Below are 24588 nucleotides of genomic sequence, written 5' to 3' on the forward strand. Positions count from 1 at the left end.
GGCACACCTCCGTCTTTCGTGGAAAAAAAGTATACCAAGATGCCCGCCGCTGAAGTTCGGGACGGCGGGGTGCGGGTAGGCTGCAGTTTCAGTTCAGCAGCGTCGCCTTCTTGATGTAGTCCAGCTTGGGGAAATCCCGCTTGAGATAACCGTTCCCTTCGGCTCGAATCCGCCCCTGACTCGGCCCTCTGCCCGAAGGAGCCCCCTCGCCGTACCCCTTGTAGACGGAGTCCACCACCTCCATCCCTTCGATGACTCGGCCGAAGGGAGAAAAGCCGTAGCTGTCCAGGCTCCCGTTGTCCTTGTAGTTGATGAAGAACTGCACCGACCGGGAGTGGGGCATGTTGGTCTTGGCAAAGGAAATGTAGCCCCGCTGGTTCGACTTCACCACCGGGTCGTCCTGGATGTTGGCGGCGCTCCACTTCTGCCCGATGGCCGGATCGCCATGCATGCCGAACTGGGCCATGAACCCCTCGATCACCCGGAAGAAGGCGATGTTCCGGAAGTAGCCGATCTTCACCAGGTTGTAGAAACGGTCCGCGCCTCGAGGCGACCATTCCCGGGTCACCTCGACCACGAAGTCCCCCTTGGTGGTCTCGAATCTGGCCTTGAAACTGGCGGGAGCCTTCGCGTCAGCCAGCGAGGGATTCCTCAGAGCAGGATTGGGCCCTTTCATGGGCCGGGGCGGTTTGTCCATCTTGACGGGCTCCGGTTTCGGTTCGTCGGGTTTCTTGGCCGGTTCCGGCGGGGTCACATCCACAGCATCGCCGGCCGCTTCCTCGGCGGTTATCTTGTCGCCCGCATCGGCCACGGCCTCTTCAGCCGCCGGCGGCTCCGCCAAATCCGGTTCATCAGTGACAGGCGCGCTACAGGAGAGCGAAAGCAACAACAAGAAAAACGCACAACAGCTCCATCGCCTCTCATGCATGTCTCTTTATCTCCTTCATGGTTTCTCGTGTCCGGTCCTCTCTCCAGTCCGCCGATTATTGCCCGGCAGGGGGTTGGGTTCAAGAGACAGGGTCTCGAAGCCGAACTCGTATTGGCAATGCGCGATTGCCGATCCGCGTTTCTTGACACCCTTCCCGGTCGTCCATAGGTTGGTGCAGGGAGGTCGACATATGCAGCAGAGGCGCCTTGGATGGTCGAACAGTGAGATTGGCGGGTCCCCGGCCGGCGCCGAAACCGGCTGGCGGTTCGCCGCGGGTGTCCTGGCGGCATGCCTTGTCTTGGCGGGGACGGCGGCGGCGGGATCTGCGGGCCTGCTTCATATCGGTGGAAACAAACAGCTCTTCATCGACGACCACGTCATCGAGAGTCTCAGCCACGTCAAGCAGATCCTCAACCCGGCCGTGAAACATCCGGCAAACCCCCTTTTGAAGCAGGACCGGCCCTGGGAGGGTCATTACATCGGGCTCCAACGGATCATCTACGACCCGGATCAGGGCATGTACCGGATGTGGTACCGGGTCACCGGAGCGTTCGAGTCCCAGAAAGGGGGCGCCGATCGGCTCAGGCCTTACCGCTGGGACTGGAGCGTGGTCGACGGAAAAGCAGTTCGCAGCAAGGCGGAGGAGGTTTACGGTTACAGGCAATACGCCGGCGGCGAGGATTGGCTTCTCTGCTACGCCACCTCCCGGGACGGCATCCAATGGGAGAAACCCAATCTGGGCCAGGTGGAGTTCGAGGGCTCCCGCGACAACAACCTTCTGCCGCCCGGCACCCTGGTCCCCCTCTTTCGGGACGAGCACGAAACCGATCCCGCCAAGCGCTACAAGGCCATGAGGTCCGAGGGCACTACTCCCACCGTGTGGAAGCCGGGAATCAAGCCGGGGATGCGGCAGAGCCTCTACTATTCGCCCGACGGCTTCGAGTGGACGCCCTACGAGAACAACCCGGTGATCGACACCGCTCCCAAAATAGGCCGCTGGGGACCCACCCAACACATGGGCTGGGATCCCATCCGGCAAGTCTACGCCGTGTTCATGGAGCAGTGCCTGCACCGGGGCTGCCCCCAGGGGCAGCGGATCATCGGCCGGGCCGAGAGTCCGGACATGACCCGATGGACCCCGGACCAGAACGTCCTGATCCAGGATGAACTGGACTTTCCCGACACGGAGTTCTACTCCATGCCGGTGATGGCCTACGAGGGGATCTACATCGGACTGCCCTGGATCTTCCGCACCACGAACACTCTGCACTACCCCCAACTGGCCTTCAGCCGGGATGGAATCCGGTTCGAGCGGCAATACCGCCAGCCCTTCCTGCAGGTGGGCGACAAGGGAGACTTCGACGAGAGCACCATCTACGTGCACCAGCCCATGGTCCGTGACGGCGAGATCCGCATCTACTACTACGGAGGCAACTGGAGAGGGTCCGAATCGCTCCACGCCCAGGGAGACCGGGCCATGTTCGCCGTGGCCCTGGCCACGGTTCGCGAGGACGGTTTCGTCTCCGTGGACGCCGGCAAGATCCACCCTGGTTTCCTCACGACCCGCTTCCTCAGCTTCGAGGGCCGCCGCCTGGTGGTGAACCTGGAAGCCGCCAAGCACAACCACGGCGCGGGACAACCCGAGGTCCGGGTCGAGATCATCGGTAACGACTACCATCCGATCCCGGGCTATACCCTGGACGAGTCCGATCCGGCCCGGGTGACCGGGAAGCACGTCATGAGCTGGCGGGGCAGGACGGAATTGGGAGCCTTGGCCGGAACCCCCATCCAACTGCGATTCGAGATACGAAACGCCAAGCTCTTTTCGTTCCAGTTCCGGCCGTAAGCGAGAAACCGGGAGGGCGGCCGCAAGGGTCGCGCCCTACCGAAACCGGAACGAATAGAGATCGGCGTCCTGCAGGACGAAGCGCAGGCGGACCGTCTTCCCGGCGACCCGGCGGAGGGGTTTCGGACGAACCTTGCCTCCGTAGATCCATCCCGCCTTCCCCTCCAGCTCGTCCCCCCAGATGGGGACCGATTCGGTCAGCGAGAGTTCGGGCACCGGATTGCCGTTGACGTCCTGGACCTCCACCTGAATGGAGCCGGCCGCGGAAGTGGAGTAGTTCAGGACCAGGTTCTCTCCGCTGAAACGGAACGGTTTCGTGATCAGCTCGCCTCCCGGATAGCCGGCGCTGGCGGAGGCGAAGCCGTCGGTCCGGACCACGACGCGCTGCAGGTGGGCCGACGGATAGGTGTAGTGCTGCACCAGGTAGAGGGAAAGCTCCCCCGGCGCCGTGGGGACGATGCCCCGGGCAACCAAACCGTTCCGGTGGATCCAGTTACGCCGTTCCCTTCCGGGACGGATGAAGGCTTCCATGAAGCGGTGCCAATGGACGCCGTCGCGGCTGCTCATGAGGACACCGTCGGAGAGGCCGGGCCATTCCGCGGCAGGGGTGGGATCCAGATGTTGGGGAATGCGGTAGGTGACGAAGCGCTTGGGAAAGGCCAGGTAGATATGGGGCGCCCGAAAATAGGGCACGGTGGCATTGGTGTAGAGATGTTCGGTGGGAGCGTCGCCGTAGTCCACCCACCGGCCCTCGGACCATTCCACGAAGTCCTTCGAGGTAGCGTACTTCAGGGTCCGCACCCCGTGGAGGAAATCCCGGTAGAGCGCCACGTAGACCCCCCGCTCGCCATCCCAGAAAGCCACGTTGTGGGAGTCGAAGGCGCCGTCGGTGAGGACCGGAATCTCACGCATCCAGCTCCAGCGGATGCCGTCGGGAGAGGCCAAAGCCACGAGACCCCGATGGTTCCCGGGCTTGGCGAAGGCCACCGCCTTGTAGCGGGCCTCCGCCGGAGCCGCCGGATTGTCGTCCCGGAAGGGATTCAGCTTGGCGGCGCCCCGGACCTCCAGGATATTGTTGTCCCGGGAGCCCTCGAACTCCACCTGCCCCAATGAGGGACGGGTCCAGTGGATGCCGTCGCGGCTCTCCGCGTAGCAGACGACCTTCTCGTGGGCGGCGACCCAGGTCTCCCCCGGCTCCAGCTCTTCCCGGTGGATGTAGTCGACCGCGGAGCTGCCCCGGTAGTACATGCGGTAGATTTCGCCGTCCTTGAAGACCGCCACGTGGAAGGGAATATTCCCTTCCCAGGGCTGGTCGAAGACGAAGACCTTCTCGGCGCGCCGGGGCTGCTGGACCTCCAACTCCACCCCATCCATGGACTCGATGAGAGTGTCGTCGACGAAAAGCTCCAGGCGGTTTCCCAGGTCGGGAGCCGGGTCGGAATCGGCAGCCTTCTTTCCGTGGCCCGACGCCCCGAAGCCGGACCCGCCCGCCAGAACCAGCAATACGAATATCCGCAAAATCGATTTCATGGATCGCTCCTTACTCGAAAACCGAAGCCTACATGCCGAGCCGCCGGCTCGCCGGATCGATGATCCAGAGCCAATCGTCCGCGAGAAACTCCAGCCTCTGGGCCATCAGGGCGATGCGCCCCATCACCGTGTAGCCGAAACCGGCCCCGAAGGTGATCATGAGGAACCAGATTCCCAGGCGCGAGACGCCGCCCACCATCCCCTTGTGTTCGATGGAAAAGAAGAAATAGGTCAGGCAGGACAAGACTCCCACCACAATGGTCAGGTTCTGAATGGAGGCCGAAAAATCGAATCCCTGGGACCCGACCACCACCAGGGGAAGTATCGTGCTCTGGATCTGCCGGAGAAAGTCGCTCTGGAGGTAGCCCAGGAGCCGGATCCCGGCGGTGGCGCCGATGAAGAAGGCCAGGGCCCAGCGGGAGATCCAGCCCCCAACCGGCGAGAGCCGCATCAACATCAGGACGCTCAGCAGCAGCGGAAACAGGTAGATGAGTTCCTGCTCCTGGGATTCGGGGAGGCCCGGAAGCAGCGAACTCCGGATCAGATCGGGAGCCAGCTTGCTGAAGAGGTTCTGAACCATTCCGGTCCAGAACCCGACGACCATCCAGTAGGCCGCCGAGACCCCGACGAAGACGGCTTCCGCCAGTTTGTAAAGGGGGTTGTCGCCGTAAAGAAAGGAGAGGATGCAGAGCGTGAAGAGGGCGGCCAGCCAGTTCCCCGCGGTGCGGGACCAACTCACGCGGACCCCCTCTTCTCCCTGCCGCTTGGGATCCACTCCCACGGCCCGGCTCCACGATTCCTGGCCCGGTTCCTGGACTTCCACGGGCTGGTCCTGAACGTAGACCATCCCCATGCCTCCCGTGGCCAGCCTCACCAGCAGGTAGATCCCGGCCACCACCATCAATGCCATCCAAACCCATCCGGACCGGCTCATGACGCCACCCCCTTTCGCCGCTCCCAGAAGTAGATGACGTTGCCCAAAACGATGAGCAGGAGCACCAGCATGTGGGCCAGGAGCTGCGGGCCCATGCGCCGCAGTCCCTCCTGTGCCGTGTCATTGTCCGCCAAGGCGGGATAGAGGTCGATGACCGCCTGCTCGTACTCGGCCGCCGCCTTGATGGCCGCCAGCAGGCCGGTCAGTTGTGACGGAATATAGGGATACAGCGACGGGGCCGTGACTCCAGTGGTCCCCCCGACGATCTTCAGGTCGTAGGGGGTCGCGGCATAGAGCACCCACTCCTTGGTGCCCGGATAGCCCGCGCTCACGTTGACGATGAGGTCCATCTGGCGGATGTTCTTCAGATTCCTGGTGAGCGGCAGCTCGTCCAGGCTGGTCCCGTCCACGTCGTTGGCGAAGAGCTTCTTCAGATCCCCCACCACCACCTTGATGACCCCCTCGCTGCCGGGACGGAACCCCATGTTCACGTAATCGCGCCCGTATTCGTAGCCGGGAAACTCCCGATTCAGGAGGTCGATGCTCTCCTGGATCAACGGTCCGCCGGTGGCCCAGAGCGTCAGGAAGTAGAGCTTGTGCTTCTTGTAGGCGCAGTGGCGGACGAAAGCGGCGGCCATGGGGCTCAGCTCGCCCCGGCTGGCGGGGTCGAAGTCCCAGGCCATGAGGACGTCCGAGCCTTCGGGGAGCTCTTCGATGGCCGAACGGACGTTCAGGACCATGGGCGACGGACTCTCGGGAAACCGGATCCCGAACAGAAGCGGAATCAGGATGGACAACAGCATCAGCAGGAAGATCCAGCGCCGGTCCAGGTTGCGCAAGAATTCGGTGACCTTCATGGGCTATTCCTCCGTTCCCAGATAGGAGCGATCGACGCCCAGCAGAATCTTCAGGGAAAGGGAGACCACGCCCAAGCCGATCCCGATGGTGATGGCCCTGTTCCCGGCCAGGTTGAAGATGTTCATGATGGTCTCGGAGAGGTTGGCGAATTGGAGAGGCTCGGGCAGCCATCCCGTCAACGCCGTGCCGGCGTACGTCCTTCCCACCAGAACGATGAAGGCGGTGGAGAGCAGGATGATGGCCTCGGTGTTCTTGGCCCGGAAGGCCCGGAACGCGGCCGAGGCGATGAAGCAGGCCAGCAGGGCGAACATGGTGGCCCCCAGGGGATAGAAGGCATACTGGTAGATGAACCAGAAAGAGCTGCCCTCTTGAACGTAGTCCCCCGACCAGGCGAACTGGGGAAACTGGGCGCTGGGGTGGACGCCCATCTTGGCCATGCCCACCACCAGGGTCAGGAAGAAGGCGATGACGGTGACGGCTGCGTAGCCCCAGCCGGCCCGCCGGTCCGAGATCTTCTGCAGGTTGAGCTTCACCAGGTTGGCGCCTCCCAGAATGAAGGCGATTGCGGCCAGGATGTCGAACCAGATCATGGCCTCTTCGCCCCACGATTGGGTGTAGGGAACGAAGTGGGCGCCGATGAGGACGAATCCCGTCACCGCGGCAATGAGCAGGGGGAGAGTTCTCTTCATAGCGTGCTTTCCTTACCAGCCCTGGTTGCCCAGGACGTTGTCGGTCAGATACGTCAGCACCTGGCCCAGAACCGGAGCATCGGTCAGGACCGCGACGGTGGAGAGCAGGCATCCGACCACCACCAGCGTTCCACCCAGGACCTTTCCCACGTCCTGGCCCTTGAGGCTGCCCAGTTGGTGGCCCTCCCCGGAGAGGTAGGCCGAGGCGGCGAACAGCTCCTCCCCGATGAGGGTGTAATCGCACGCCGCCACGAAGAAGGGGAGCTGCGAGGGCATGGCGGTCCCGGCCACCTGGATGGCGCCGACGGCGTTTCCGGTCTCGGCCAGAATCAGCGACTCGGCAAAGAACGCGCCCATGTAGAAGCAGGCCGCCGGCCGCTCCCGGAGCATCTTCCCGGTGACGCCGGCCACGTAGCCGAACTGCTCGTCCGTCAGGTAGTAGACCGAGTCTTCGTTGAAGGCATCGGGACGGCCCGCCCCCAGGTAGGCCGCCTCCACGGTCTCCCGGCAGGCCGTCATGACCAGGGAACGGGAAGTGGGCACGTCCAGCCGGGCGTCGAACTCGGCCGTCAGTCCCGCCACCCGCGACAGGACCGTCACGCCGGCGAGGGTCTGCATGTCGTTGATGTCCAGGATTCCCGGGACGTAAAGGCAGGGACGGCCCATCTCGGTGGCCCGCCCCACTGCCTCATCCACCGCTTCCAGCCCGGCGATCCGGCGGACCTTCAATTCCCGTCCGCTCCGGGCCAGTTGGATGAAATAAACGACGCTGCCCCCCACGATCAGCAGGACCACGCCGAACCAGAATTGGGAAAAGTCGAAGTACTGCATCACCGGCGTCACCGGACTCACGGTGGCGGCGGCGGGCGATCGCGCGCCGTCCGGGCCCAACGCCACAACCTGGTAGAAGTAGCTGGCTCCCCGCGTGCACCGGTCGTCCTTGAAGGACCGGGTCTGGTAGGTCTCTTCTCCGATCCTGACGAACGCCTCCTCGCCCGCTTCGCGCCTCAGGATCTCGTAGGCAACGACCAATCGTTCGGCGGGCCGGGGTTGGTCGTCGGGGGACAACTCCCACTCGACCCGCACCGCCTCCCCGGCGTCGTTGGGAAAGTCGGCGGCCCGGACATCACCGGGCGGCCGGGGGGATTGGGCCAGGATCGGGGAGGCCCCGCCCCCAAGGACGAGACCGGCGGCCAGCACCGACAAGAAAATCGATTTGTCCATCGTAATCACGCCTCAATCAGTTCCACGTTGGCCCGCGGCACCACCAGCCGGCGGCCCGACTCCAATCGTACCTCCAGGACCCGCGCCCGCGAACCGGAATCCAGGATCCGGGGTTCTGCCGGCAGCCCGGAAACCACGCCGATCAATCCGAAATGCGGGTCCCGGATGACCCGGACCGGCGTCCCCAATTCCAGCAGGCCGGCAGGGCGAGCGGCGTCCACTTCACCCGCGGTTCCGTCAGGCGACGGAATCACGATTTCCGGCCGCTGGACTCCGGCCCGGATCTGAGTGGCGCCGTTGACCGACGCCGGGTCCCCTTCCCGGGAGGCCAGCAACCGGAATGTCTTGCGGGCCATGGCGATGGTTCCGAAACCCTCGGTGATGATCAGGGTCGTGGCCACCGGTTCCGATCCGGTGACTGCGACCCCCAGGTCGTAGCCGAGGATCTGCCTCAGGTCCGCATCGTCCATGCCTCCCGAGACCAGAGCCGAGATTCCGATCCGAAACGCCTTGCGGACGGCGCCTCCCGTCATCCGGCTGCCGCCCACGACGACGGCGCCCTGCATCCCCTCGTCCAGCCGGCCGGCCGTCAACTCTTCCTTCTCGTCCCGGCAGGCCATCCGCACCGGTCCGAACGCCTCGCCCCCGATCCCGAAGATCCCCTGGATGAGGGTGGCGTCCGACTCCAGCACGACTCCTTCTCCCGGGATCTCTTCGGCCACCTGGCCGGCCAGATAGGCCAGGACCCGGACCGGGATCGGTTCTCCGCGAATGATGACCTGACCCGTGACCTGGGAAATGGACTCGATGGTCCCCGAGACCCTGGCCCTGCACTCCGACTTGAACATCCCGAATATGCCCTTGGTCCGGGCCAGCGCCTCGCCGGTTTCCACTCGCATACCAGGCTCTTTGAGCATGCATTCGGGGACGTCCGCGGGAGGCAGCGACAGGAGGTTGGCCACGTTGACCGGGGTGATGTTCCCCGGCATGAAGGTCTGGGCGACCACGTCCCGGGAACCCACCCGCTGTCCGGCGCGAACCAGAACCTCGCCCTTGATGGGCAGGATCCGGCGGCACCGGTATCGGGTGCGGGGACTGACCTTCAGACCGGGCGTGTAAGCGTGGGCCATACTGCGTCGACCTCGCCACTCCTATGCCGGGACCGGGGGGACCAGATCCAGATCCCGGACCCATTGGGCCATGGCCTTGCGGCAGGCCTCTCGATCGTCGGGCAGCGACAGAGGGCGGCCTCTGGCGTCCAGCAGGACTCCCACCGTCCCACCCCTGAGCTCACCCTCCACGGGCCGGCCGGGACCCGCCCCCGCGTCCACCTTCCGCGCCGGCTCCACCACGATTCGGGCGCCGGCTCCCAGGCCCAACGGCAGCCTCCTGACTTCGCCGAAGGAGAGGACGCCCTCCTCCTCCAGACCGCCGGAGATGGCGTACCGGAACGCCGGGCTGCCCCAGGCGCCGGTTCCCCTGGGGGAAACGCAGGTTCCCAGGGAGATGAGGCAATCCCTCCGGAACACCTGGAGCGCCGCCTCCGGATGGACCTGGGCCAGCACGCCCAGGTGGGGCATCATGAAGATGCTGTCCTTGGCCAGCCAGGTGATCCCCTCGGGCTGAAAGGCGTCCACCAGGAGCGCCGCTGTCTGCTGCATCAGCGGAGCGTGGGAGAGGACTCCGCCCGAACCCACCAACAGATCCAGCTTCATATTGTCCACCAGGGTCTGGCCGCTGGCCTCCTGGCTGAAGGTATCTCCCACGGTCCTCTGCTGCTGCACCCCCTTGAGCGTGGTGGCGAACTGCTTGTGCTGGTCGTAGGCCAGGCGCAACGCCTCGCGGGCCACGGCCTGCTCGAAGAAGAGGGATTCCCGGGTCTGGGGAATCGTGGTGGGCCGGATCATCTTGTTCTTGACGTGGTTTCGCAGTTCCCCCTCCTCCATCTCCAGGTGGACCCAACGGAGGATGGAGGGCAGCGTCGCCTCGGCGCACACGTTGGAGATGGAGTAGCTCATTCCCAGATTGGCGCTCACGGTCCGGTTGAAGGTGCCGTCGAAGACGCTGAAGACATCGGTGGTCGCTCCGCCGATGTCCACGCCCACCACGTTGATCCGCTGCTGTTGGGCAATCCTCTGGAGGATGTTCCCCACCGCACCCGGCGTGGGCATGATGGGGGCGTCGGTCCAACGGATCAGCCGGTCGTACCCGGGGGCATGGGCCATGACGTGTTCCAGAAACAGGTCATGGATCCTGTCCCGGGCCGGTCCCAGATTCTCCCGTTCCAGGACCGGACGCAGGTTGGGAACGATGGAGAGCTGGACCGATTCGTCGAAGGTCTGCTCCACCAGCGGCGCCGCGTCCTGGTTCCCCGCGAAGATCACCGGCATCCGGTACTCGGCGCCGAAGCGGGGCTGGGGCCGGGCCGGCGCGATGAGCTCGGCCATCTGCACGACGTGGCGGGTGGTTCCGCCGTCGGTTCCGCCCGAGATCAGCACCATGTCGGGCCGCAGCTCCCGGATCCGGTGGATCTGCTCGTGGGGAAGGCGGCGGTCATTGGAGGCCAGAACGTCCATGACGATGGCGCCGGCCCCCAGGGCCGCCCGCTTGGCGCTGGCGGCGGTCATCTCCCGGACCACGCCGGCCACCATCATCTGGAGGCCGCCGCCGGCGCTGGAAGTGGAGATGTAGAGGTCGCATCCTTCGCCGCCGGTCGCCGGCCTCAGGATCCGGCCCGCATCGTCGATGAGACGGCGCCCGGCCATTTCGGCCACTTCGGCGACGGCGTTGACGACCCCCAGGGTGACGTCGGCCGCCGGTTCCTCCACGGTCGTGGGAGCCTCGCCCCGGTGGGTCTGCCGGTACTCTCCGTCGACCTTCTGGATAAGGATGGCTTTGGTGGTGGTGCTCCCGCAGTCGGTGGCCAGGATCACGTTGACGGAGTCGGGATCGATCTGCTTCATTTGCCAGCCGAGTCGAGTTCTTCGATCCGGCGACAAAGATAGTCCACCGAGCCCCGATGCTCAAGAAAGGCGGCCAGGTGCCGGTGCCCGTGGGACTGGGTGAGCCCCGAGAGCACGGGCGAAAGGAAATGCAAGAGCTGGGAACCCAGGAAGTTGAGGGGCCGGGACATTTCAAGAAACATGAGAGCCGGCGTCGCCAGCCGGCGTCGCACCAGCTCCCGGCAGATCCCGTCGGCCACCTGGCGCTGCTCGTCCGTGGGTTGGAATTCGGTTGGCGTATCTACGGCAAAGGCGTGCCGCCAACCCTTTCGCGGCCTTCCCTCTTCTTTTTTCGCCAATCTGAGACTCCCAGGAATTATAACCCGAATTTCCCGAAACTTGAGAATCGCATCCAGGCTCACCATGCTTTACACTGCGAGAGCGGCTGCTACCCTACACCGAATTGATCAGAGCGTGAGGACGCCGGGAGCAGGCTCCCGTACTCGCAAGGAGAAACGATATGAAACTAGCCACGTGCAGCCTGGAGGACCGGTCCTTCGTCGCCGTAGCCACGGACGACGGACGGGTCGTGGACCTCGCTGCCGCCGACGCCGAGCTGGCCCGCAAGGAAGAGCGGCCTCCCCACGCGTTCTTCCGCGACATGATCGACTTTCTGGAACATGGGACCCAGGCCCGGGAGGCTGCCGACAAGGCCGTCCGGGAAGGCCTGGACGGATCCGCTGCGCACCCCCTTTCCGGCGTGCGCCTGCGGGCTCCGGTGCCGGTTCCCCGGAAGCTCTTCTGCCTCGCCGGCAACTTCCAGGACCACATCGAGGAAGGCGGCGGGAAGATGGACTCCCAGGACAAGGAGACCCCGCGCTTCTTCATGAAGCCCGCCAGCACCTGCGTGATCGGTCCTGAGGACAGCATCCGGATTCCACCCGTGGCCCGGGCCATGGACTGGGAGGGAGAGCTGGCCGTGGTTCTGGGCCGGCGGTGCAAAAAGGTCTCCCGGGACCAGGCTCTCGACTACGTCGCCGGATACACCATCATGAATGACGTGTCGGAGCGGAAGCTCAAGATCTGGCCCCGAAGTGAGGACCGCCCCCAGGACAGGTGGTTCGATTGGCTCAACGGGAAGTGGCTGGATTCCGCGGCGCCCATGGGACCCTGGATCGTCACCACCGACGAGATCCGGGACCCCCAGACCCTGATGATCAGCACCTATGTCAACGGAGACAGAAAGCAGCACAACAGCACCAGCCAGATGCTGATTTCCGTGGCCGCGCTCATCGAGTACATCTCGGCCATCGTCATGCTGGAGCCGGGAGACGTGATCAGCACCGGCACCGTCTCCGGCGTCGGAAACGTCACCGGGGAGTACCTCAAACAGGGAGACCGGGTGGAGGTGGACATCTCGAGAATCGGTCTGTTGTCAAACCCGGTCGCCGCCAGTTCCAGCTAACCGTCCGCCGGCGAACCGTAGTTCAATCCTGAATCGCAATGAGGTAAAGCTATTTATGGCTCGATATCTCGAAATCACTCTCAAGAAGCGCGGGATCAGTTGCGTCGCCCTTCTGTTGGACGAAAAGGCGCCCCGGACCTGCGAGGCGGTCTGGAATGCCCTCCCCCAGGAGGGAGAGGTGTACCACGCCAAGTACGCCAGCAACGAGATCTACATCCTGGTCCCCGGCTTCGCTCCCGAAGAGCCGGGCCCCGAGAACTGCTCGATGGTTCCGGCGGCGGGAGACGTCATGTATTTCACGCTGGGGCCCGGCCTCCAACTGCCGGTCCGGTCCGATTCAGGGGCCCCGGTCATCGACCTGGCCGTGTTCTACGACCGGGACAATCTGCTCCTCTCGCCCAAAATGGGGCCGACGCCCGGAAACGTCTTCGCCACCATCATCAAGAACCGGGACGGCATACGCGACGGGGGCAACAGCGTTTGGCGCGAAGGGGCGGTGGGAGAAACGCTCTCCTACAGCCGCCTCGAGGGAGACGCGTTGCGGGCCTGGGGCATCGAGCCGTAGCCGACGGAATACGGAATCGCATCTGCCGGGCCGTCCGGCCTCAGATGTGGATTCCGGGCCAGGCCTGTCCAATCCGCTTTTCCAGAATCGACTCCGGCGCCGGGTTTTCCAGCCGCAGCCGGGCCGTCGCATCCCTGTCCATAGCGTCCCGGGGAGCCAGGCCCACGATCTCCGAGGAGGAGACCCGGGTGCCCCTTGCGCGGGCAAGCCGGTCCGTAGCCTCGAAGAGCCGGACCAGCGAAGTCCTGCGGTAGTCGGTGAGATTGGTGCTGACCTGCGCCTGGTTCCGGCTCCCGATCCACAACCCCAGCGCCTTGACGCCGGGCAACCCTCCGTCCCGTTCCCGGATCCGGGCAGCCACTTCGCGGGCCGCGGCCGGATCCGGATCTTCGAGGTACATGTTGTAGGCGATCAGGTAGTCCCGCGCTCCGACGCAACTGACACCGGCCGTGGGATGGGGGCGCGGGGGGCCGAAGTCGGGCGTCCAGTCCGGGTCGCCGGCCATGCGCCGGCGCAGCGCCTCCAGTCCTCCCCGCCGCAACTCCGCCAGGGATCTTAGCGGCCGGCGGGTCGCCGCCCGCTCATAGAGATAGACCGGGAGCTGCATCTCTTCTGCCAAGGCGCTCCCCAGGCGGCGGGCGCTCCGGATGCAGTCGGACATGGAGACTCCGCGGATGGGAACGAACGGAATGACGTCCACGGCGCCGATCCGGGGATGGACGCCCCGATGGCGGGAAAGGTCCAGGAGATCGACGGCCCGGCGGCACAGTGCCGCCGCGGCCTGTTCAAGGCCCGGAAGGGAGCCTGCCAAGGTGAAGACGGTCCGATGGTGGTCGACGTCGGCGTCCCAGTGGAGCAGAGCGGCGCCGGGCGGCGCCGCCGCGGTCCGGGCCAGTTCGCGGAGACAGGTCTGGTCCCGGCCCTCGCTGACGTTGATCACGCACTCGGCTAGTGGCGTCGATTCCGGTCCGGTGCGTTGGACCTGTTTTCGCATACGTTCAGACATTCTGCCGGCCAGTCTAGTTCCAGGCCGGGGCGATTCTCCAGGAGAGGAGGTTGGAGGTTGTGTAGAGGGAGGACTGGCGTGCCCGCTAATTTTCCTCATCGGCGGCAAGGATGTCGCCGCTCCCGGCGACCGGGATGTCGCCGGTCCATTCGCTGCTCCGTTGGACCACGCGTGCCACTGTGAGGATCAGGATCCGGCCAGCCTTGCCGTCCCGCTTGAGGACCTTGCAAATCTCGCGGACGGTGGCGCCCGTGGTGAGGATGTCGTCCACCAGGACGAGATCCTCGCCCCTGAGTCGCCGCGCCTGCCGGAGGCGGAAGGCGTTGCGGACATTTCTCCTTCGAGCCTTCAGGTCGAGTCCCGACTGGGGAAGCGTCGGACGCGACCTGCGAAGGCCCGGGAACACCGGCAGGTCCAGTCTTCGAGCCAGGGTTCGAGTCAGCAGGAGGGTCTGGTCGAATCCCCGTTTTCTCCGGCGCCGCGGATGGGAAGGGACCGGCACCAGGCAGGAAGGGGAGAAGGGATCGGGCCGTGCCCGGTAGGCTTTCTCGAGCAGGGAAGACAGAGGATGCGCCAGGCGGCGATGGCCGGAGAACTTGAAGCGATGGATCAGTTTTCTCAGGGTTCCGGCGTACGGTCCCCAGGCCCGGGTCGAGTGATGGAAGGTTCGCTGCTCTCGGCAGTTCGCGCAGCGTCTTGGAGTCCCGGGATCAGTTTCCGGATTCGGAATCGGCAAATCCCCGGTGGGTGCAGGTACGCCGCATATCGTACAGAGGCTGCTCCGGAACCGGGGCACTCGCAGAAAGCATTCGGCACAAAGGGGGCTGGCGTCCCAATTGGCGACCCAGCGGCTGCATAGGACACAGCTTTGGGGGAAAAAGAGGACCTGGAAAACTTGGAAGAGCGGCGCGCACCAGGTCCGCCGGGACCGCCCCGGAACCGTGGCACCTGCGTCGCCGGATCTGGTTTCCGGACTGGAAGACACACCAATCCGAACGTCTGACCCGGAAAACCTGCGACGAGAGTCGGGAATCCCCCAGGAGGTCTGTCAGAAGAGCCGGCCGGACTCCTTGAGTTCCTGACAGCGGACGCAGAGAAGTGCCCAGGGCAAGGCCTCCAGCCGCCGGCGCCCCACGGTTTCGCCACAGTGGGTGCATTCACCATAGGAGCCGTCCTGGATTCGATCCAGGGCCTCCTCAACCTGGATGATTAATTGCCGTTCCAGGTTGCTGAGGCTGAACATGAACTCCTTGGTGTAGGACTTGGTGGCCCGATCCGCCATGTCCATGGCCTCGGCTTCGCTGTCCATCTCCCGGCCGTAACTCTCGGTCTTGTGGACGACGTCGATGAGTTCGGTCTTTTTTTCCAGGAGCTGATTCTTGAAGTAGTCCAGGTCGCTGTGTGTCATGCCATACCTCCACTACTTTGTGTATCTCAATATACGACAGGCTCCGAAAAAGGTTCATGTTCCGGCATGGCGGTTGCGGCCGGGCAGTGTGAACGCCCGAAATCCGGCGATCAGGACTGGGGAGTGGGCGCCAGCAGCCGGCCGTCGCTCCACAGTTTCTCCAATTGGTAGAAGGCTCGCGCACGTAGCGAAAAGATGTGCACCACAAAGTCCAGATAGTCCAGGAGAATCCACTCGCCTCCTTCGTAACCCTCGATATGAGTGGGCCTGACCTTCTCCTGGTTCCGCAGGCGATGCCGGATCTCGTCGCAGATCGCCTGAGTCTGTCGCTGGTTGTTTCCCTGGCAGATGACGAAGAAGTCGGTGAAGGACGAGATCTCGGAGATGTCCACGACCCGGACGTCCTCTCCCTTCTTTTCTTGAATCGACTCACAGACCAGGGTCAGCAATTCTCTTGTTGTCTTCATAGAGGTGGTACTTCCGAATGTACTGCAAAACCTTGGGAGAAACCTGCTGGGACAGCAGGCGGCCCCGCCCGGCGAGGCTCTCCCGGACTTGGCTCGAACTGAGATCGTCAACCCCGACGTCCACCAGGAAGGAGTGACCTGGCCGGATCTCCGGACTTGTGGAACTCGTTGCCGTGACCTCTTCCAGGTGGATTTCCGGAAAGTCTGCGATTTCGACCCGTGCTCCCACTCGCTGCACGAAGACACAGCAATTGTCCCGGAGGAGGACGTCGTGGTCCTTCCAGATGTGGATGTCCTTCAACGAATCGGTGCCACCGATGAAGCAAAACCGGTGGCGAGGGTAGCTCTCGCGCAAAAGCGCCATGGTCCGGACGGTGTAGCTGGGCCCGCGGCGCCGGAGCTCGAAGTCGGAAGCGTACAGATAGGGTTCCTCCAGGGTCTCCAGCGCGACCATGGCATGGCGGTGATGCTGAGCGGCCAGGCCGTTCCGCCGCTTGTGGGGAGGCAGGCGGGACACCATCAGCAGGACCCGGTCCAGCGAAAGCGCACGCCGGACCCGGTTGGCGATAGTCGTATGTGTTCGGTGAACCGGGTCGAACGTGCCCCCGTAGATACCGACCCTCAACCCTTGACGACTCCCAAATGCTCTGCCAACGACCGCTTCAATTCCTGGATTCCGTCACCCCGGACCGATGAGATCCGGCCAAAAGGCACACCTTCCCGGGAGCAGTGCTCCTGGAGCCTCCTCACCTTCTCCAGGTTGGCGGCATCCATCTTTGAAGCCGCCACCAACTGTGGCTTGGCCGGCAGATCGGCTCCGTAGAGCGCCAACTCCTCTTGAATCGTCCGCACTGCGGCGACGGGATCCTCCGGACCGAAGTCGGTGACGTCCACAAGATGAAGCAGGACGCGGCAACGTTCGATGTGCCTCAGGAACTGGTCGCCGAGACCGTGACCCTCGTGGGCGCCTTTGATCAGGCCCGGGATGTCGGCGACCACGCAGGTCCGAAAATCCTCCAGTGAAACCGTTCCCAGGTTGGGCGTCAGAGTGGTGAAGGGATAGTCGGCGATCTTGGGCCGAGCCGAGGAGATCACCGAAATCAGAGTCGATTTCCCGGCGTTGGGGAGTCCGATCAGCCCGACGTCGGCCAGTACCTTGAGCTCCAGCAGAAGGTGCTTCTCCTCTCCCTCCCTGCCGGGTTCCCACTTCCTGGGCGCTTGATTGGTGGAAGTGGCGAAACGCGCATTGCCCCGGCCACCCCGGCCGCCTTGGGCCACCAGCCGGCTCAGACCCGGTTCGTCCAGATCGAATAGGAGTTCGCGAGTCGGCTCGAGATAGATCAGAGTGCCGACGGGCAGGTCGATGACCAGATCCTTGCCCTTCTTCCCATGCCGCTGGGAGCCGGACCCGTGAGAGCCGCTGCCGGCTTTGAACTCCCGCTTGTAGCGGAACGGCAGCAGGGTGTTCAGATGGTTGGTGCTGCGGAAGTAGACGTTTCCCCCGTCCCCTCCGTCGCCGCCGCTGGGGCCTCCCCGGGGAACGAACTTCTCCCGGCGGAACGCCAGGCAACCGTTCCCCCCGTCGCCGGCTTTGACGAAAACTCTGGTGTGGTCCAGAAACATGCACGCAAAGTGGAGATCCAGGGTCCGATCTCCGGAATTCTGCGGGCTAGCTGAGAATGTGGACGAACCGCCCCAAACGTCCCCGGCGCTGAAACCGGACTTTCCCCGTAGTGAGGGCGAAAAGGGTGTCATCGCGGCCCCGGCCCACATTGTTTCCGGGCTTGATGGGCGTCCCTCTCTGGCGGACCAGAATCGAGCCGGCCGTCACCAACTGGCCGTCGAATCGCTTGACGCCGAGACGCTTGGAATGGCTGTCCCGGCCGTTTCGAGAGCTGCCCAACCCCTTCTTGTGTGCCATGGCATCTACTCCTGGTCCGTGCCCTCTCCCGCGATCCGAATCGGCCCGATCTCCACTTCGGTGAAGCGCTGGCGATGACCTTGCTTGCGTCGATACATCTTGCGGCGTTTGAACTTGAAGACCGTGATCTTGCGGTCCTTGCCCTGCTCGACGATGGTCCCGGTGACCCGGACGTCATTCAGAGACGGGGCGCCGACCTGGATTGAATCGGGATGGCCGACCAACAACACGTCCTCCAGACTGACCTCATCGCCCACTTCTCCGGCGATGCGCTCCAGCCGGACCCGGTCCCCTTCGGCGACTCGATATTGTTTCCCGCCGTTGCGAATGATTGCGTACAAACCGATTCTCCCGAATCCACGTTTTCAGAAGATGCACAGTATATTTGCGAACCCCGATCCTGTCAAAAATCCAGCTCCCGCGGGGTGCCCCGCCGGCAGCGGCCGGTGGCGGAATTTCACGATCGTGTCACGTGGATCACATCCTCCAGAAGGGCCGAGTGAAAAGTACCAGGAGCGTGTAGAACTCGAGGCGGCCTGCCAGCATGCAGATGCTCAGGACCCACTTCGCCGCCGCCGGCAGGTCCCCATAGTGTTCGGCGGGGCCGACCTGCCCCAATCCGGGGCCAATGTTGAACATGCAGGCCGCCACCGCGGAGATGGTGGTGAGCACGTCCATCCCCAGGGCGGTCAGACACAAGCAGGCCGCGAAGTTGACCAGGAACGCCAGATAGACCAGGTTGAGCAGACTCTGGATCGTCTTCTCCGGGATCGCTCTCCCGCCGAAACGAACGGCAAAGACGCCGTGAGGCTCCACCAACCGGTGAAACTCACGGCCCACGACCCGGAACAGGAGTCCGATGCGGGCCACCTTCATGCCTCCCGCCGTCGAGCCGGTGCACCCGCCCACGAACATCAGAACCAAGAGCAGGATTTGGGCGAAGGAACTCCACCCCTCAAAGTCGGCCGTCGAGAATCCGGTGGTCGTCAGAATGGAGACGACTTGGAAGGACGCCAATCTCAGGGACTCTCCTGGAGAAATCTCCGAAACCTGCACCAGGGTTGCCGTCATGGCCGCCGTCATGACCCCGATGACGATCAGATAGAGGCGCAGTTCCACGTCTCCCCAGAAAGTGGAGGCCCTGCGTTCCACCAGCAGGCGGTAGTGCCGGGTGAAGTTGATGCCCGCCAGGACCATGAAGAGCAGAATGACGATTTCCAACGCAGGATTCGCGAAGGCTTCGATGCTTCCGTTGCGGGTGGAGAATCCGCCCGTGGCCAGAGTCGAAAAAGCGTGGCACAGAGCGTCGAACTTCCCCATACCGGCAAACCTCAGAGCCGCATAGCCGGCCAGCGTGAATGCGATGTAGATCTTCCACAGCGCCAGCGCGGTCTCCGCGATCCGGGGCCTCAGCCGTTCCGAACGGGCTCCCGAGAACTCGGCCCGGTAGAGCTCCCGGCCGCCGGCCCCGATCAGGGGAAGAATGGCGACCCCCAGCAGGATGATGCCCATGCCGCCCAGCCAATGGGTCAACGAGCGCCAGAGCAGGAGGCTGGCCGGAAGGGCCTCCACGTCCGCCAGGACCGTGGCCCCCGTGGTGGAGAAACCGGAGACCGACTCGAAGACCGAATCGGTGAAGCTGGGGAAATGGGAAGAAAAATAAAACGGGAGAGCTCCCAAAAGAGCGGCAATCAGCCATGTGGCCACCACCAGGAGCAAACCTTCGCGCCGGCTCAACGTCCGCACGCCGAGCCGAAATACGAGGATCAACAGCACACCGGAGGTCACGCCGACCGCCAGCGAGACCGCCAACGGGATCAGACCCTCGTCTCCGTTGGCCAGTGCGAAGCCAACGCACGCCAACAGGGCTGCGGAAAGGCCCAGGGTGAAGAACCCCAAGAGGTTCAGGAGATTGGACCAGCGAATCAACGTCTGTCTTCCCGCAGGAAAGCAGACTCCAGGTAGGGCACCAGGCTCTCCAGGCAGAAGAAGATCACACGGTCACCGGCCTGGATGACGGCGTCTCCCCTCGGGACCAGGACCTCTCCGGAGGGCCTGCTGACGGCGCCCACCACGGTCCCGGCAGGCAGGCGGATCTCGCGCAGGCTTCTTCCCACAAATCTGGAGCCTGGCGTCGCCAGCAGCTCGATGGCTTCCGCCTCCTCCTCGCGAAGAGTCGTGACCGAAAGGACGTGGCCCGAGCGAACGAACTGGAGGATCCGGTCCACGGCGGCGACGCGGGTACTGAAACTGGAATTGATGCCCAGACGCTGGGCCAAAGGGAGAAACTCCAGACGATTGACCAGTGCGACCGCCTTGCGGGCCCCCAGCCTCTTGGAAAGGAGGGAGGCGATGATGTTGACCTCGGATTCGGCGGTGAGGGCAAGGTAGGCATCGACATGCTCGACGGCGTGCTCCGTCAGGACCCTCTCGTCGGTCCCGTCCCCATGAACGACGACCGTGCTTTCGACCAGCGTCGAGAGCTTCCGGCATTGCTCCGGATCCCTCTCGAAGAGCTTGACCCGGACTCCCCGCCGCTCCAGCCGGCGGGCCGCTTCGATTCCCAGTTGCCGGCCGCCCACGATGAAGACCCGCTCCACCTTCTTCGGAAGCTGGACTCCCATGAACCGGAAGACCGATTCCGTCTCGGCGGCCGGACACACGATGTAGACATGGTCTCCCGCCTGCAGCCTGTCCCCTCCTCTGGGTATCAGGGTCCGGCGTCCCCGAAAAATGATCGCCATCAGCGAGTTCTTGGGCGGCGAACTCCGATCCAGTTCCGCCATGCTCTTGCCCACGACCCAGTTGTCCGGTTCTACGTTCATCCCGACGAGCCGCACCCGGCCTTCTGCGAATTCCAGCACGTCGGAGATGCCCGGCAGTCCGATCACGCGAAGAATGCGATCCGCCGTCTCGCGGTCGGGATTGATGACCAGATCCACCTTCAAGCCGGAGCTGTCGAAAATCTTCCTCCAGCCATCGACCTCGTGGCTCCGGAGGCGGGCCACCTTGATCCTGACGTTGGAGTGCCGTTCGGCGATCAGGCACCCGAGAACGTTGGCTTCGTCGCTGCTGGTGACGGCGATCAGCATTTCGGCTTCCCGGATGCCGGCCCGTTCCAGAACCCGGATGCTGCTGGCGCTGCCTTGAACGATCTTGGCGTCCAGATTCTCTTCCAACAGTTCGCAGCAGTCCCGCCGCTGCTCGACGATGACGACCTCGTTTCCCTCCTGGACGAGACGGCGCGACACCATGGTGCCGACCGCTCCGCCGCCAAGCACGAGGATTCTCATTGGGTTCGGGGTACTTACGGACTGGATCTGAGCAACTCGACGGAGGATCGAGGCCGGCCCAGCCAGCGAAACGACGAGATCAACTGCTGAAAAATGGGAAGCGCCTTGGAAATCGATGCCTCGTCGCGAGCCGACAGGACGAAGATGACGAAGTAGTCCGGGACTTCGGTAAAGGCGACGACTTCCTGTTTGACTCCGGGGCAGGCGCACAACTTGGCCACGACTCTGGGCCGTTTGCGCGTCTCAGGATTCAACTCCAATTCCAGGCGCAGGTCACTGATCTCCAGCTTCGGACAGAGCACCTCCTGCCCGGCCAGTTCGGACTGCAGGAAATTCTCCAGGTCCTCGTCCTGATTCCTGGGAAAGAACCGGGAGAAGGCGACGACATCGGCCTCTCTCCACTGAGTCCCCTCCGGGTGCATGACGAAGTTGGCGACCTGAATCGCCGACCCCACGTCGATGGTCCAGCCCGGCGGTTCGGTCACCAGAAAGGAATAGTCCAGACCCCTGATGCGCAGCGTCCGCCCCCCTTCCAATGCGGGTACGCAACCGAGCAGGCACACGATGGAAACACAGACCTTCGCCAAACGGTTCGAGAAAGAGGTGCCGGCCGGGACCGCCAGAGTCCGGGAAGCGGGTTGCGGATCGAGAGGGCCGGCAAACCGATTCATTCCGGCGCCAGTCTAGCAGGAACGGGAGGAGTGAGGCGCGTTGAGTTTGGCCTTCTCGTTGGCTATCCTATAGCCTCGATTCGGAAGGAGACACGGAGCGCACTACCGGGCGGCGGATTCCCCAGGCTCGACCGTCTCGTGAGCGTCTCTTCAGATCAATACCCGTACCTGTCAAAAGGGTTTCATAATGCCCGACGAGAGTCTGTCCATTACCGATAACCGGACCGGGAAGCAGTATGAGCTGGCTGTTTCGCACGGTACGATTCGCGCCATAGAGCTTCGTCAGATCAAGACGTCGGAGGACGACTTCGGGCTCATGGCATACGACCCCTCCTTCCTCAATACGGCATCCTGCCGGAGCACCATCACCTACATCGACGGAGACAAGGGCATCCTGCGCTATCGCGGCTACCCCATAGAGCAACTCGTGGGAGAGTACAGCCATCTTGAGGTGGCGTACCTGCTCCTGTACGGGGAGCTTCCGAACGAAGCCGAGTTCCGGCAATGGAGTGACGATATCCGCAAGCATATCGAGTTGCCGCCGGCCGTCCTGCAGTTGGTTCGGAGCTTCCCTCCCGGAGGATTTCCCATGGCCATGCTGGCGACGGCGGTGGCCTCCCTCTCCAGTTTCTACCCCCGAGGCCGTTCCGTGCTGGACCCGCAGGTGCGCCTGCGCCAGCTCCATCGGCTCCTGGCTCAGGTCCCGGCCCTGTCGGCCCAGATCTTTCGCCGCCTCCAGGGCTTGCCGCTGACCGCTCCCGCGGACGGACTCTCCTATGCCGGGAGCTTTCTGCAGATGGCATTCGACCGGACGCCGGAACCCGTGTTCGAGAAGGCGATGGACGCTCTGTTCATCCTGCATGCCGACCACGAGCAGAACTGCAGCACCAGCGCCATGAGAGGCGTCGGCAGTTCCCAGTGCGACCCGTATCTGACGACCGCGGCCGCCATCGGGGCGTTGTCCGGTCCCCTGCATGGAGGAGCCAACGAAGCGGTCATCCGGATGCTGGAGGGAATCGGGTCCAAGGACCGGGTGCCCGGACACGTGCAGAGGGTCAAGGGAGGCGAAATCCGCCTGATGGGCTTCGGGCACCGGATCTACAAGAACTACGATCCCAGGGCCAAGATCATCAAACAATTGGCCCACGAGGTCTTCGAAGTGACCGGGTCGGATCCCCTTCTCGACGTGGCTCTGGAACTGGAGAGGATCGCGCTGCAGGACGACTACTTCATCTCGCGGAAGCTCTATCCCAACGTCGACTTCTATTCCGGGCTGATCTACCAGGCTCTCGGCTTCCCTCCTTCAATGTCCACCGTCCTCTTCGCCCTGGCCAGAACGGCCGGCTGGCTGACTCAATGGGAGGAGTTGGCGCGGGACCGGGAACAGAAGATCGCCCGGCCGCGGCAGATCTACGAGGGGCCTTCGGTGAGGGACGTCCCGGTCCGGAGATCCTCGCCGGTCGCATCTTCTTGACGCCGGGCAGTTGCGGTATAATCGCACGATGCCGATTTATGAATACCGCTGTCTGGATTGCGAGACTCATTTCGAACAGATCGTCCTGGGCACCCAGAACGATGCCGAGTGTCCCAGTTGCAGCGGAGAACGCTTCGAGCAGCTCTTCTCCTCATTCGCGGTCGGCGGCGGCTCCATGGAATCCGCCCTCAAGGAGACCGGCCCTTGCGGCTGCGGAGCGCCCCAGCGGGGAATGTGCGGGCAACTCGCCAACTAGCTGATCGTCCGGACGGCGCCGAAAGATGCAACAAACCACCATAGAGACCTACAAGGACCGGCTGGAGTCGATCAGCAGGTCCCTGCGGCCGCATCCCGATCAGCATCTGGAGTTCCTGGGCAAGAAGGACATCATCGAGCGGATTCTGTATTTGCGGGACGTCAAGAACGTCCTGATCCTGGGTCACAACTACATGGAGCCGCTGGTGTTCCATCTGTCCGGCGAGGGCGAGAGAGGCGATTCGCTGGCGCTGAGCCGCTACGCCGCCAAGTCGGACAAGCCCATCATCCTCTTCGACGGCGTCCTCTTCATGGCGGAGACGGCCAAGATCCTGAATCCGGAAAAGAAGGTGCTGATCGCGGACCTGAATGCGGGCTGCAGCTTGGCGGACCCCTTTTCGGCCGAGGACGTGAGGTTCTATCGGCAGCGCTATCCCCAAGCGCCGGTGGTCACATACATCAACAGCTACGCCGAGATCAAGGCCGAATCGGACTATTGCTGCACCTCCGCGAACGGGCTCAAGGTCATCGAGCATGCGGCACGGGAGTATGGCACGGACCAGGTGGTCTTCCTCCCCGATTCCCTGATGGGGGAGAACCTGCAACAGGAACTGGTCAAGAGGGGATCCGACCTGGATCTGATCTATCCCGGCAAGTATGACGCCAACTTCGGCCGCTGCGAGGTCCACGAGAAGTTCACCGCCAGCCACATTCGGGACATCCGGAAGCAGTACGACATTCCCAGGGGAGGGCGCGACGCCGCGGTCCTGGTGCATTGGGAGTGCCTGCCCGAAGTCCTGGAAGAGGCCGACTTCTACGGCAGCACCTCCCAGATGGCCGGTTACGTCAAGAACCACGCCGAGCTGCGCCGGGTCTACATGGCCACCGAGTGTGAGATGGCGGCGAATCTGGCCACCGAATTCCCCCAGGTGGAGTTCGTCAGAACCTGCAACGTCTTCTGCCGCCACATGCGCAGAATCAGTCTCGAGAAGATCCTTCACAGCCTGGAGCATGAGGTCTACGAAGTGGAGGTCCCGGAGCCGATCCGCCGGGCCTCCCTGGGAGCCATCCAGCGAATGCTGAATATCGGCTGATTCGGAATCCGGGAGGGG

General features: G+C 63.8%; 26 protein-coding genes. 6 read left to right on the top strand and 20 right to left on the bottom strand.

What is annotated here, in order from left to right:
• Nucleotides 1-88 precede the first annotated feature (88 nt).
• On the bottom strand, nucleotides 89-841 hold the full coding sequence (locus OXT71_03655) for a peptidylprolyl isomerase (protein MDE2925474.1): 753 nt from the start codon (nucleotides 839-841) through the stop codon (nucleotides 89-91).
• A 277-nt stretch (nucleotides 842-1118) separates the two neighbouring features.
• Between OXT71_03655 and OXT71_03660 the strand changes: the two genes are divergently transcribed.
• On the top strand, nucleotides 1119-2774 hold the full coding sequence (locus tag OXT71_03660; GenBank protein MDE2925475.1) for a hypothetical protein: 1656 nt from the start codon (nucleotides 1119-1121) through the stop codon (nucleotides 2772-2774).
• 36 nt (nucleotides 2775-2810) lie between these two features.
• Here OXT71_03660 and OXT71_03665 read toward each other — a convergent pair whose 3' ends face one another.
• Genes OXT71_03665 through OXT71_03700 form a run of 8 tightly spaced genes read right to left on the bottom strand, consistent with a single transcriptional unit; the run spans nucleotide 2811 to nucleotide 11310 of the window.
• On the bottom strand, nucleotides 2811-4304 hold the full coding sequence (locus tag OXT71_03665; protein ID MDE2925476.1) for a hypothetical protein: 1494 nt from the start codon (nucleotides 4302-4304) through the stop codon (nucleotides 2811-2813).
• 28 nt (nucleotides 4305-4332) lie between these two features.
• A complete protein-coding gene (locus tag OXT71_03670; protein ID MDE2925477.1) occupies nucleotides 4333-5214 on the bottom strand; it encodes a hypothetical protein in 882 nt (293 codons plus the stop codon).
• A gap of 20 nt (nucleotides 5215-5234) precedes the next feature.
• Nucleotides 5235-6095 carry a hypothetical protein gene (locus tag OXT71_03675; protein MDE2925478.1) on the bottom strand — a complete coding sequence of 287 codons (861 nt, stop codon included), beginning with the start codon at nucleotides 6093-6095 and terminating at the stop codon, nucleotides 5235-5237.
• 3 nt (nucleotides 6096-6098) lie between these two features.
• Entirely contained in the window at nucleotides 6099-6785 is a 687-nt protein-coding gene (locus OXT71_03680; GenBank protein ID MDE2925479.1) for a hypothetical protein, read from the bottom strand.
• Nucleotides 6786-6797: 12 nt separating this feature from the next.
• Complete coding sequence (locus OXT71_03685) at nucleotides 6798-8009, bottom strand: hypothetical protein (GenBank protein MDE2925480.1); 1212 nt, start codon at nucleotides 8007-8009, stop codon at nucleotides 6798-6800.
• Between the two features lie 5 nt (nucleotides 8010-8014).
• Nucleotides 8015-9139, bottom strand: coding sequence for a hypothetical protein (locus OXT71_03690; GenBank protein ID MDE2925481.1), 1125 nt, complete (start codon nucleotides 9137-9139; stop codon nucleotides 8015-8017).
• A 21-nt stretch (nucleotides 9140-9160) separates the two neighbouring features.
• On the bottom strand, nucleotides 9161-10972 hold the full coding sequence (locus OXT71_03695; GenBank protein MDE2925482.1) for a glutamate mutase L: 1812 nt from the start codon (nucleotides 10970-10972) through the stop codon (nucleotides 9161-9163).
• Nucleotides 10969-11310, bottom strand: a complete 342-nt coding sequence (locus tag OXT71_03700) for a hypothetical protein (protein ID MDE2925483.1) — start codon at nucleotides 11308-11310, stop codon at nucleotides 10969-10971. The genes OXT71_03695 and OXT71_03700 overlap by 4 nt, the downstream gene beginning before the upstream one ends.
• A gap of 161 nt (nucleotides 11311-11471) precedes the next feature.
• Here OXT71_03700 and OXT71_03705 point away from each other — a divergent pair, with 161 nt between their 5' ends.
• The gene (locus tag OXT71_03705) at nucleotides 11472-12416 is read left to right on the top strand and encodes a fumarylacetoacetate hydrolase family protein (protein MDE2925484.1); all 945 of its coding nucleotides are present in this window, start codon (nucleotides 11472-11474) and stop codon (nucleotides 12414-12416) included.
• A 55-nt stretch (nucleotides 12417-12471) separates the two neighbouring features.
• Nucleotides 12472-12981 carry a DUF3830 family protein gene (locus OXT71_03710; GenBank protein MDE2925485.1) on the top strand — a complete coding sequence of 170 codons (510 nt, stop codon included), beginning with the start codon at nucleotides 12472-12474 and terminating at the stop codon, nucleotides 12979-12981.
• A 40-nt stretch (nucleotides 12982-13021) separates the two neighbouring features.
• On the opposite strand, the gene ftcD is transcribed toward OXT71_03710, so the two are convergent.
• The 11 genes from ftcD to OXT71_03765 form a co-directional block, all read right to left on the bottom strand.
• Nucleotides 13022-13975 carry a glutamate formimidoyltransferase gene (ftcD, locus tag OXT71_03715; protein ID MDE2925486.1) on the bottom strand — a complete coding sequence of 318 codons (954 nt, stop codon included), beginning with the start codon at nucleotides 13973-13975 and terminating at the stop codon, nucleotides 13022-13024.
• A 97-nt stretch (nucleotides 13976-14072) separates the two neighbouring features.
• Nucleotides 14073-14723 (bottom strand): ComF family protein, encoded by a 651-nt coding sequence (locus OXT71_03720; GenBank protein MDE2925487.1) that lies wholly within the window; start codon nucleotides 14721-14723, stop codon nucleotides 14073-14075.
• Nucleotides 14724-15035: 312 nt separating this feature from the next.
• Complete coding sequence (locus OXT71_03725; protein MDE2925488.1) at nucleotides 15036-15395, bottom strand: TraR/DksA family transcriptional regulator; 360 nt, start codon at nucleotides 15393-15395, stop codon at nucleotides 15036-15038.
• A gap of 110 nt (nucleotides 15396-15505) precedes the next feature.
• Nucleotides 15506-15862: a ribosome silencing factor gene (gene rsfS / locus OXT71_03730; protein ID MDE2925489.1), complete on the bottom strand. Its 357-nt coding sequence runs from the start codon at nucleotides 15860-15862 to the stop codon at nucleotides 15506-15508.
• Entirely contained in the window at nucleotides 15825-16487 is a 663-nt protein-coding gene (gene nadD, locus OXT71_03735) for a nicotinate (nicotinamide) nucleotide adenylyltransferase (protein ID MDE2925490.1), read from the bottom strand. Before nadD ends, rsfS begins: the two co-directional genes overlap by 38 nt.
• Nucleotides 16484-17485 carry a GTPase ObgE gene (gene obgE, locus OXT71_03740; protein ID MDE2925491.1) on the bottom strand — a complete coding sequence of 334 codons (1002 nt, stop codon included), beginning with the start codon at nucleotides 17483-17485 and terminating at the stop codon, nucleotides 16484-16486. The genes nadD and obgE overlap by 4 nt, the downstream gene beginning before the upstream one ends.
• Before the next feature lie 46 nt (nucleotides 17486-17531).
• A complete protein-coding gene (gene rpmA / locus OXT71_03745) occupies nucleotides 17532-17783 on the bottom strand; it encodes a 50S ribosomal protein L27 (GenBank protein MDE2925492.1) in 252 nt (83 codons plus the stop codon).
• 5 nt (nucleotides 17784-17788) lie between these two features.
• A complete protein-coding gene (rplU, locus tag OXT71_03750) occupies nucleotides 17789-18124 on the bottom strand; it encodes a 50S ribosomal protein L21 (GenBank protein MDE2925493.1) in 336 nt (111 codons plus the stop codon).
• Between the two features lie 136 nt (nucleotides 18125-18260).
• Nucleotides 18261-19712 carry a TrkH family potassium uptake protein gene (locus tag OXT71_03755; GenBank protein ID MDE2925494.1) on the bottom strand — a complete coding sequence of 484 codons (1452 nt, stop codon included), beginning with the start codon at nucleotides 19710-19712 and terminating at the stop codon, nucleotides 18261-18263.
• Nucleotides 19709-21076, bottom strand: coding sequence for a Trk system potassium transporter TrkA (gene trkA, locus OXT71_03760; protein MDE2925495.1), 1368 nt, complete (start codon nucleotides 21074-21076; stop codon nucleotides 19709-19711). Before trkA ends, OXT71_03755 begins: the two co-directional genes overlap by 4 nt.
• Nucleotides 21077-21090: 14 nt before the next feature.
• A complete protein-coding gene (locus tag OXT71_03765; GenBank protein MDE2925496.1) occupies nucleotides 21091-21747 on the bottom strand; it encodes a hypothetical protein in 657 nt (218 codons plus the stop codon).
• Between the two features lie 187 nt (nucleotides 21748-21934).
• Here OXT71_03765 and OXT71_03770 point away from each other — a divergent pair, with 187 nt between their 5' ends.
• From OXT71_03770 to nadA, 3 genes are read left to right on the top strand one after another with little or no spacing between them, the layout of a single operon-like run.
• Nucleotides 21935-23221 carry a citrate synthase gene (locus OXT71_03770; protein ID MDE2925497.1) on the top strand — a complete coding sequence of 429 codons (1287 nt, stop codon included), beginning with the start codon at nucleotides 21935-21937 and terminating at the stop codon, nucleotides 23219-23221.
• Between the two features lie 28 nt (nucleotides 23222-23249).
• On the top strand, nucleotides 23250-23477 hold the full coding sequence (locus tag OXT71_03775; protein MDE2925498.1) for a zinc ribbon domain-containing protein: 228 nt from the start codon (nucleotides 23250-23252) through the stop codon (nucleotides 23475-23477).
• A 25-nt stretch (nucleotides 23478-23502) separates the two neighbouring features.
• Nucleotides 23503-24570, top strand: a complete 1068-nt coding sequence (gene nadA, locus OXT71_03780) for a quinolinate synthase (GenBank protein MDE2925499.1) — start codon at nucleotides 23503-23505, stop codon at nucleotides 24568-24570.
• Nucleotides 24571-24588 lie beyond the last annotated feature (18 nt).

This window comes from Acidobacteriota bacterium (assembly GCA_028874215.1).
Lineage (GTDB): Bacteria > Acidobacteriota > UBA6911 > RPQK01 > JAJDTT01 > JAJDTT01.

What these genes read in the sequence shown, in the direction of transcription:
- OXT71_03660 (MDE2925475.1), top strand. Translation starts at nt 1,119, where the DNA reads ATGCAGCAGAGGCGCCTTGGATGGTCGAACAGTGAGATTGGCGGGTCC.
- OXT71_03665 (MDE2925476.1), bottom strand. Translation starts at nt 4,304, where the DNA reads ATGAAATCGATTTTGCGGATATTCGTATTGCTGGTTCTGGCGGGCGGG.
- OXT71_03670 (MDE2925477.1), bottom strand. Translation starts at nt 5,214, where the DNA reads ATGGCATTGATGGTGGTGGCCGGGATCTACCTGCTGGTGAGGCTGGCC.
- OXT71_03675 (MDE2925478.1), bottom strand. Translation starts at nt 6,095, where the DNA reads ATGAAGGTCACCGAATTCTTGCGCAACCTGGACCGGCGCTGGATCTTC.
- OXT71_03680 (MDE2925479.1), bottom strand. Translation starts at nt 6,785, where the DNA reads ATGAAGAGAACTCTCCCCCTGCTCATTGCCGCGGTGACGGGATTCGTC.
- OXT71_03685 (MDE2925480.1), bottom strand. Translation starts at nt 8,009, where the DNA reads ATGGACAAATCGATTTTCTTGTCGGTGCTGGCCGCCGGTCTCGTCCTT.
- OXT71_03690 (MDE2925481.1), bottom strand. Translation starts at nt 9,139, where the DNA reads ATGGCCCACGCTTACACGCCCGGTCTGAAGGTCAGTCCCCGCACCCGA.
- OXT71_03695 (MDE2925482.1), bottom strand. Translation starts at nt 10,972, where the DNA reads ATGAAGCAGATCGATCCCGACTCCGTCAACGTGATCCTGGCCACCGAC.
- OXT71_03705 (MDE2925484.1), top strand. Translation starts at nt 11,472, where the DNA reads ATGAAACTAGCCACGTGCAGCCTGGAGGACCGGTCCTTCGTCGCCGTA.
- OXT71_03710 (MDE2925485.1), top strand. Translation starts at nt 12,472, where the DNA reads ATGGCTCGATATCTCGAAATCACTCTCAAGAAGCGCGGGATCAGTTGC.
- ftcD (MDE2925486.1), bottom strand. Translation starts at nt 13,975, where the DNA reads ATGCGAAAACAGGTCCAACGCACCGGACCGGAATCGACGCCACTAGCC.
- OXT71_03725 (MDE2925488.1), bottom strand. Translation starts at nt 15,395, where the DNA reads ATGACACACAGCGACCTGGACTACTTCAAGAATCAGCTCCTGGAAAAA.
- rsfS (MDE2925489.1), bottom strand. Translation starts at nt 15,862, where the DNA reads ATGAAGACAACAAGAGAATTGCTGACCCTGGTCTGTGAGTCGATTCAA.
- obgE (MDE2925491.1), bottom strand. Translation starts at nt 17,485, where the DNA reads ATGTTTCTGGACCACACCAGAGTTTTCGTCAAAGCCGGCGACGGGGGG.
- rpmA (MDE2925492.1), bottom strand. Translation starts at nt 17,783, where the DNA reads ATGGCACACAAGAAGGGGTTGGGCAGCTCTCGAAACGGCCGGGACAGC.
- trkA (MDE2925495.1), bottom strand. Translation starts at nt 21,076, where the DNA reads ATGAGAATCCTCGTGCTTGGCGGCGGAGCGGTCGGCACCATGGTGTCG.
- OXT71_03765 (MDE2925496.1), bottom strand. Translation starts at nt 21,747, where the DNA reads ATGAATCGGTTTGCCGGCCCTCTCGATCCGCAACCCGCTTCCCGGACT.
- OXT71_03770 (MDE2925497.1), top strand. Translation starts at nt 21,935, where the DNA reads ATGCCCGACGAGAGTCTGTCCATTACCGATAACCGGACCGGGAAGCAG.
- OXT71_03775 (MDE2925498.1), top strand. Translation starts at nt 23,250, where the DNA reads ATGCCGATTTATGAATACCGCTGTCTGGATTGCGAGACTCATTTCGAA.
- nadA (MDE2925499.1), top strand. Translation starts at nt 23,503, where the DNA reads ATGCAACAAACCACCATAGAGACCTACAAGGACCGGCTGGAGTCGATC.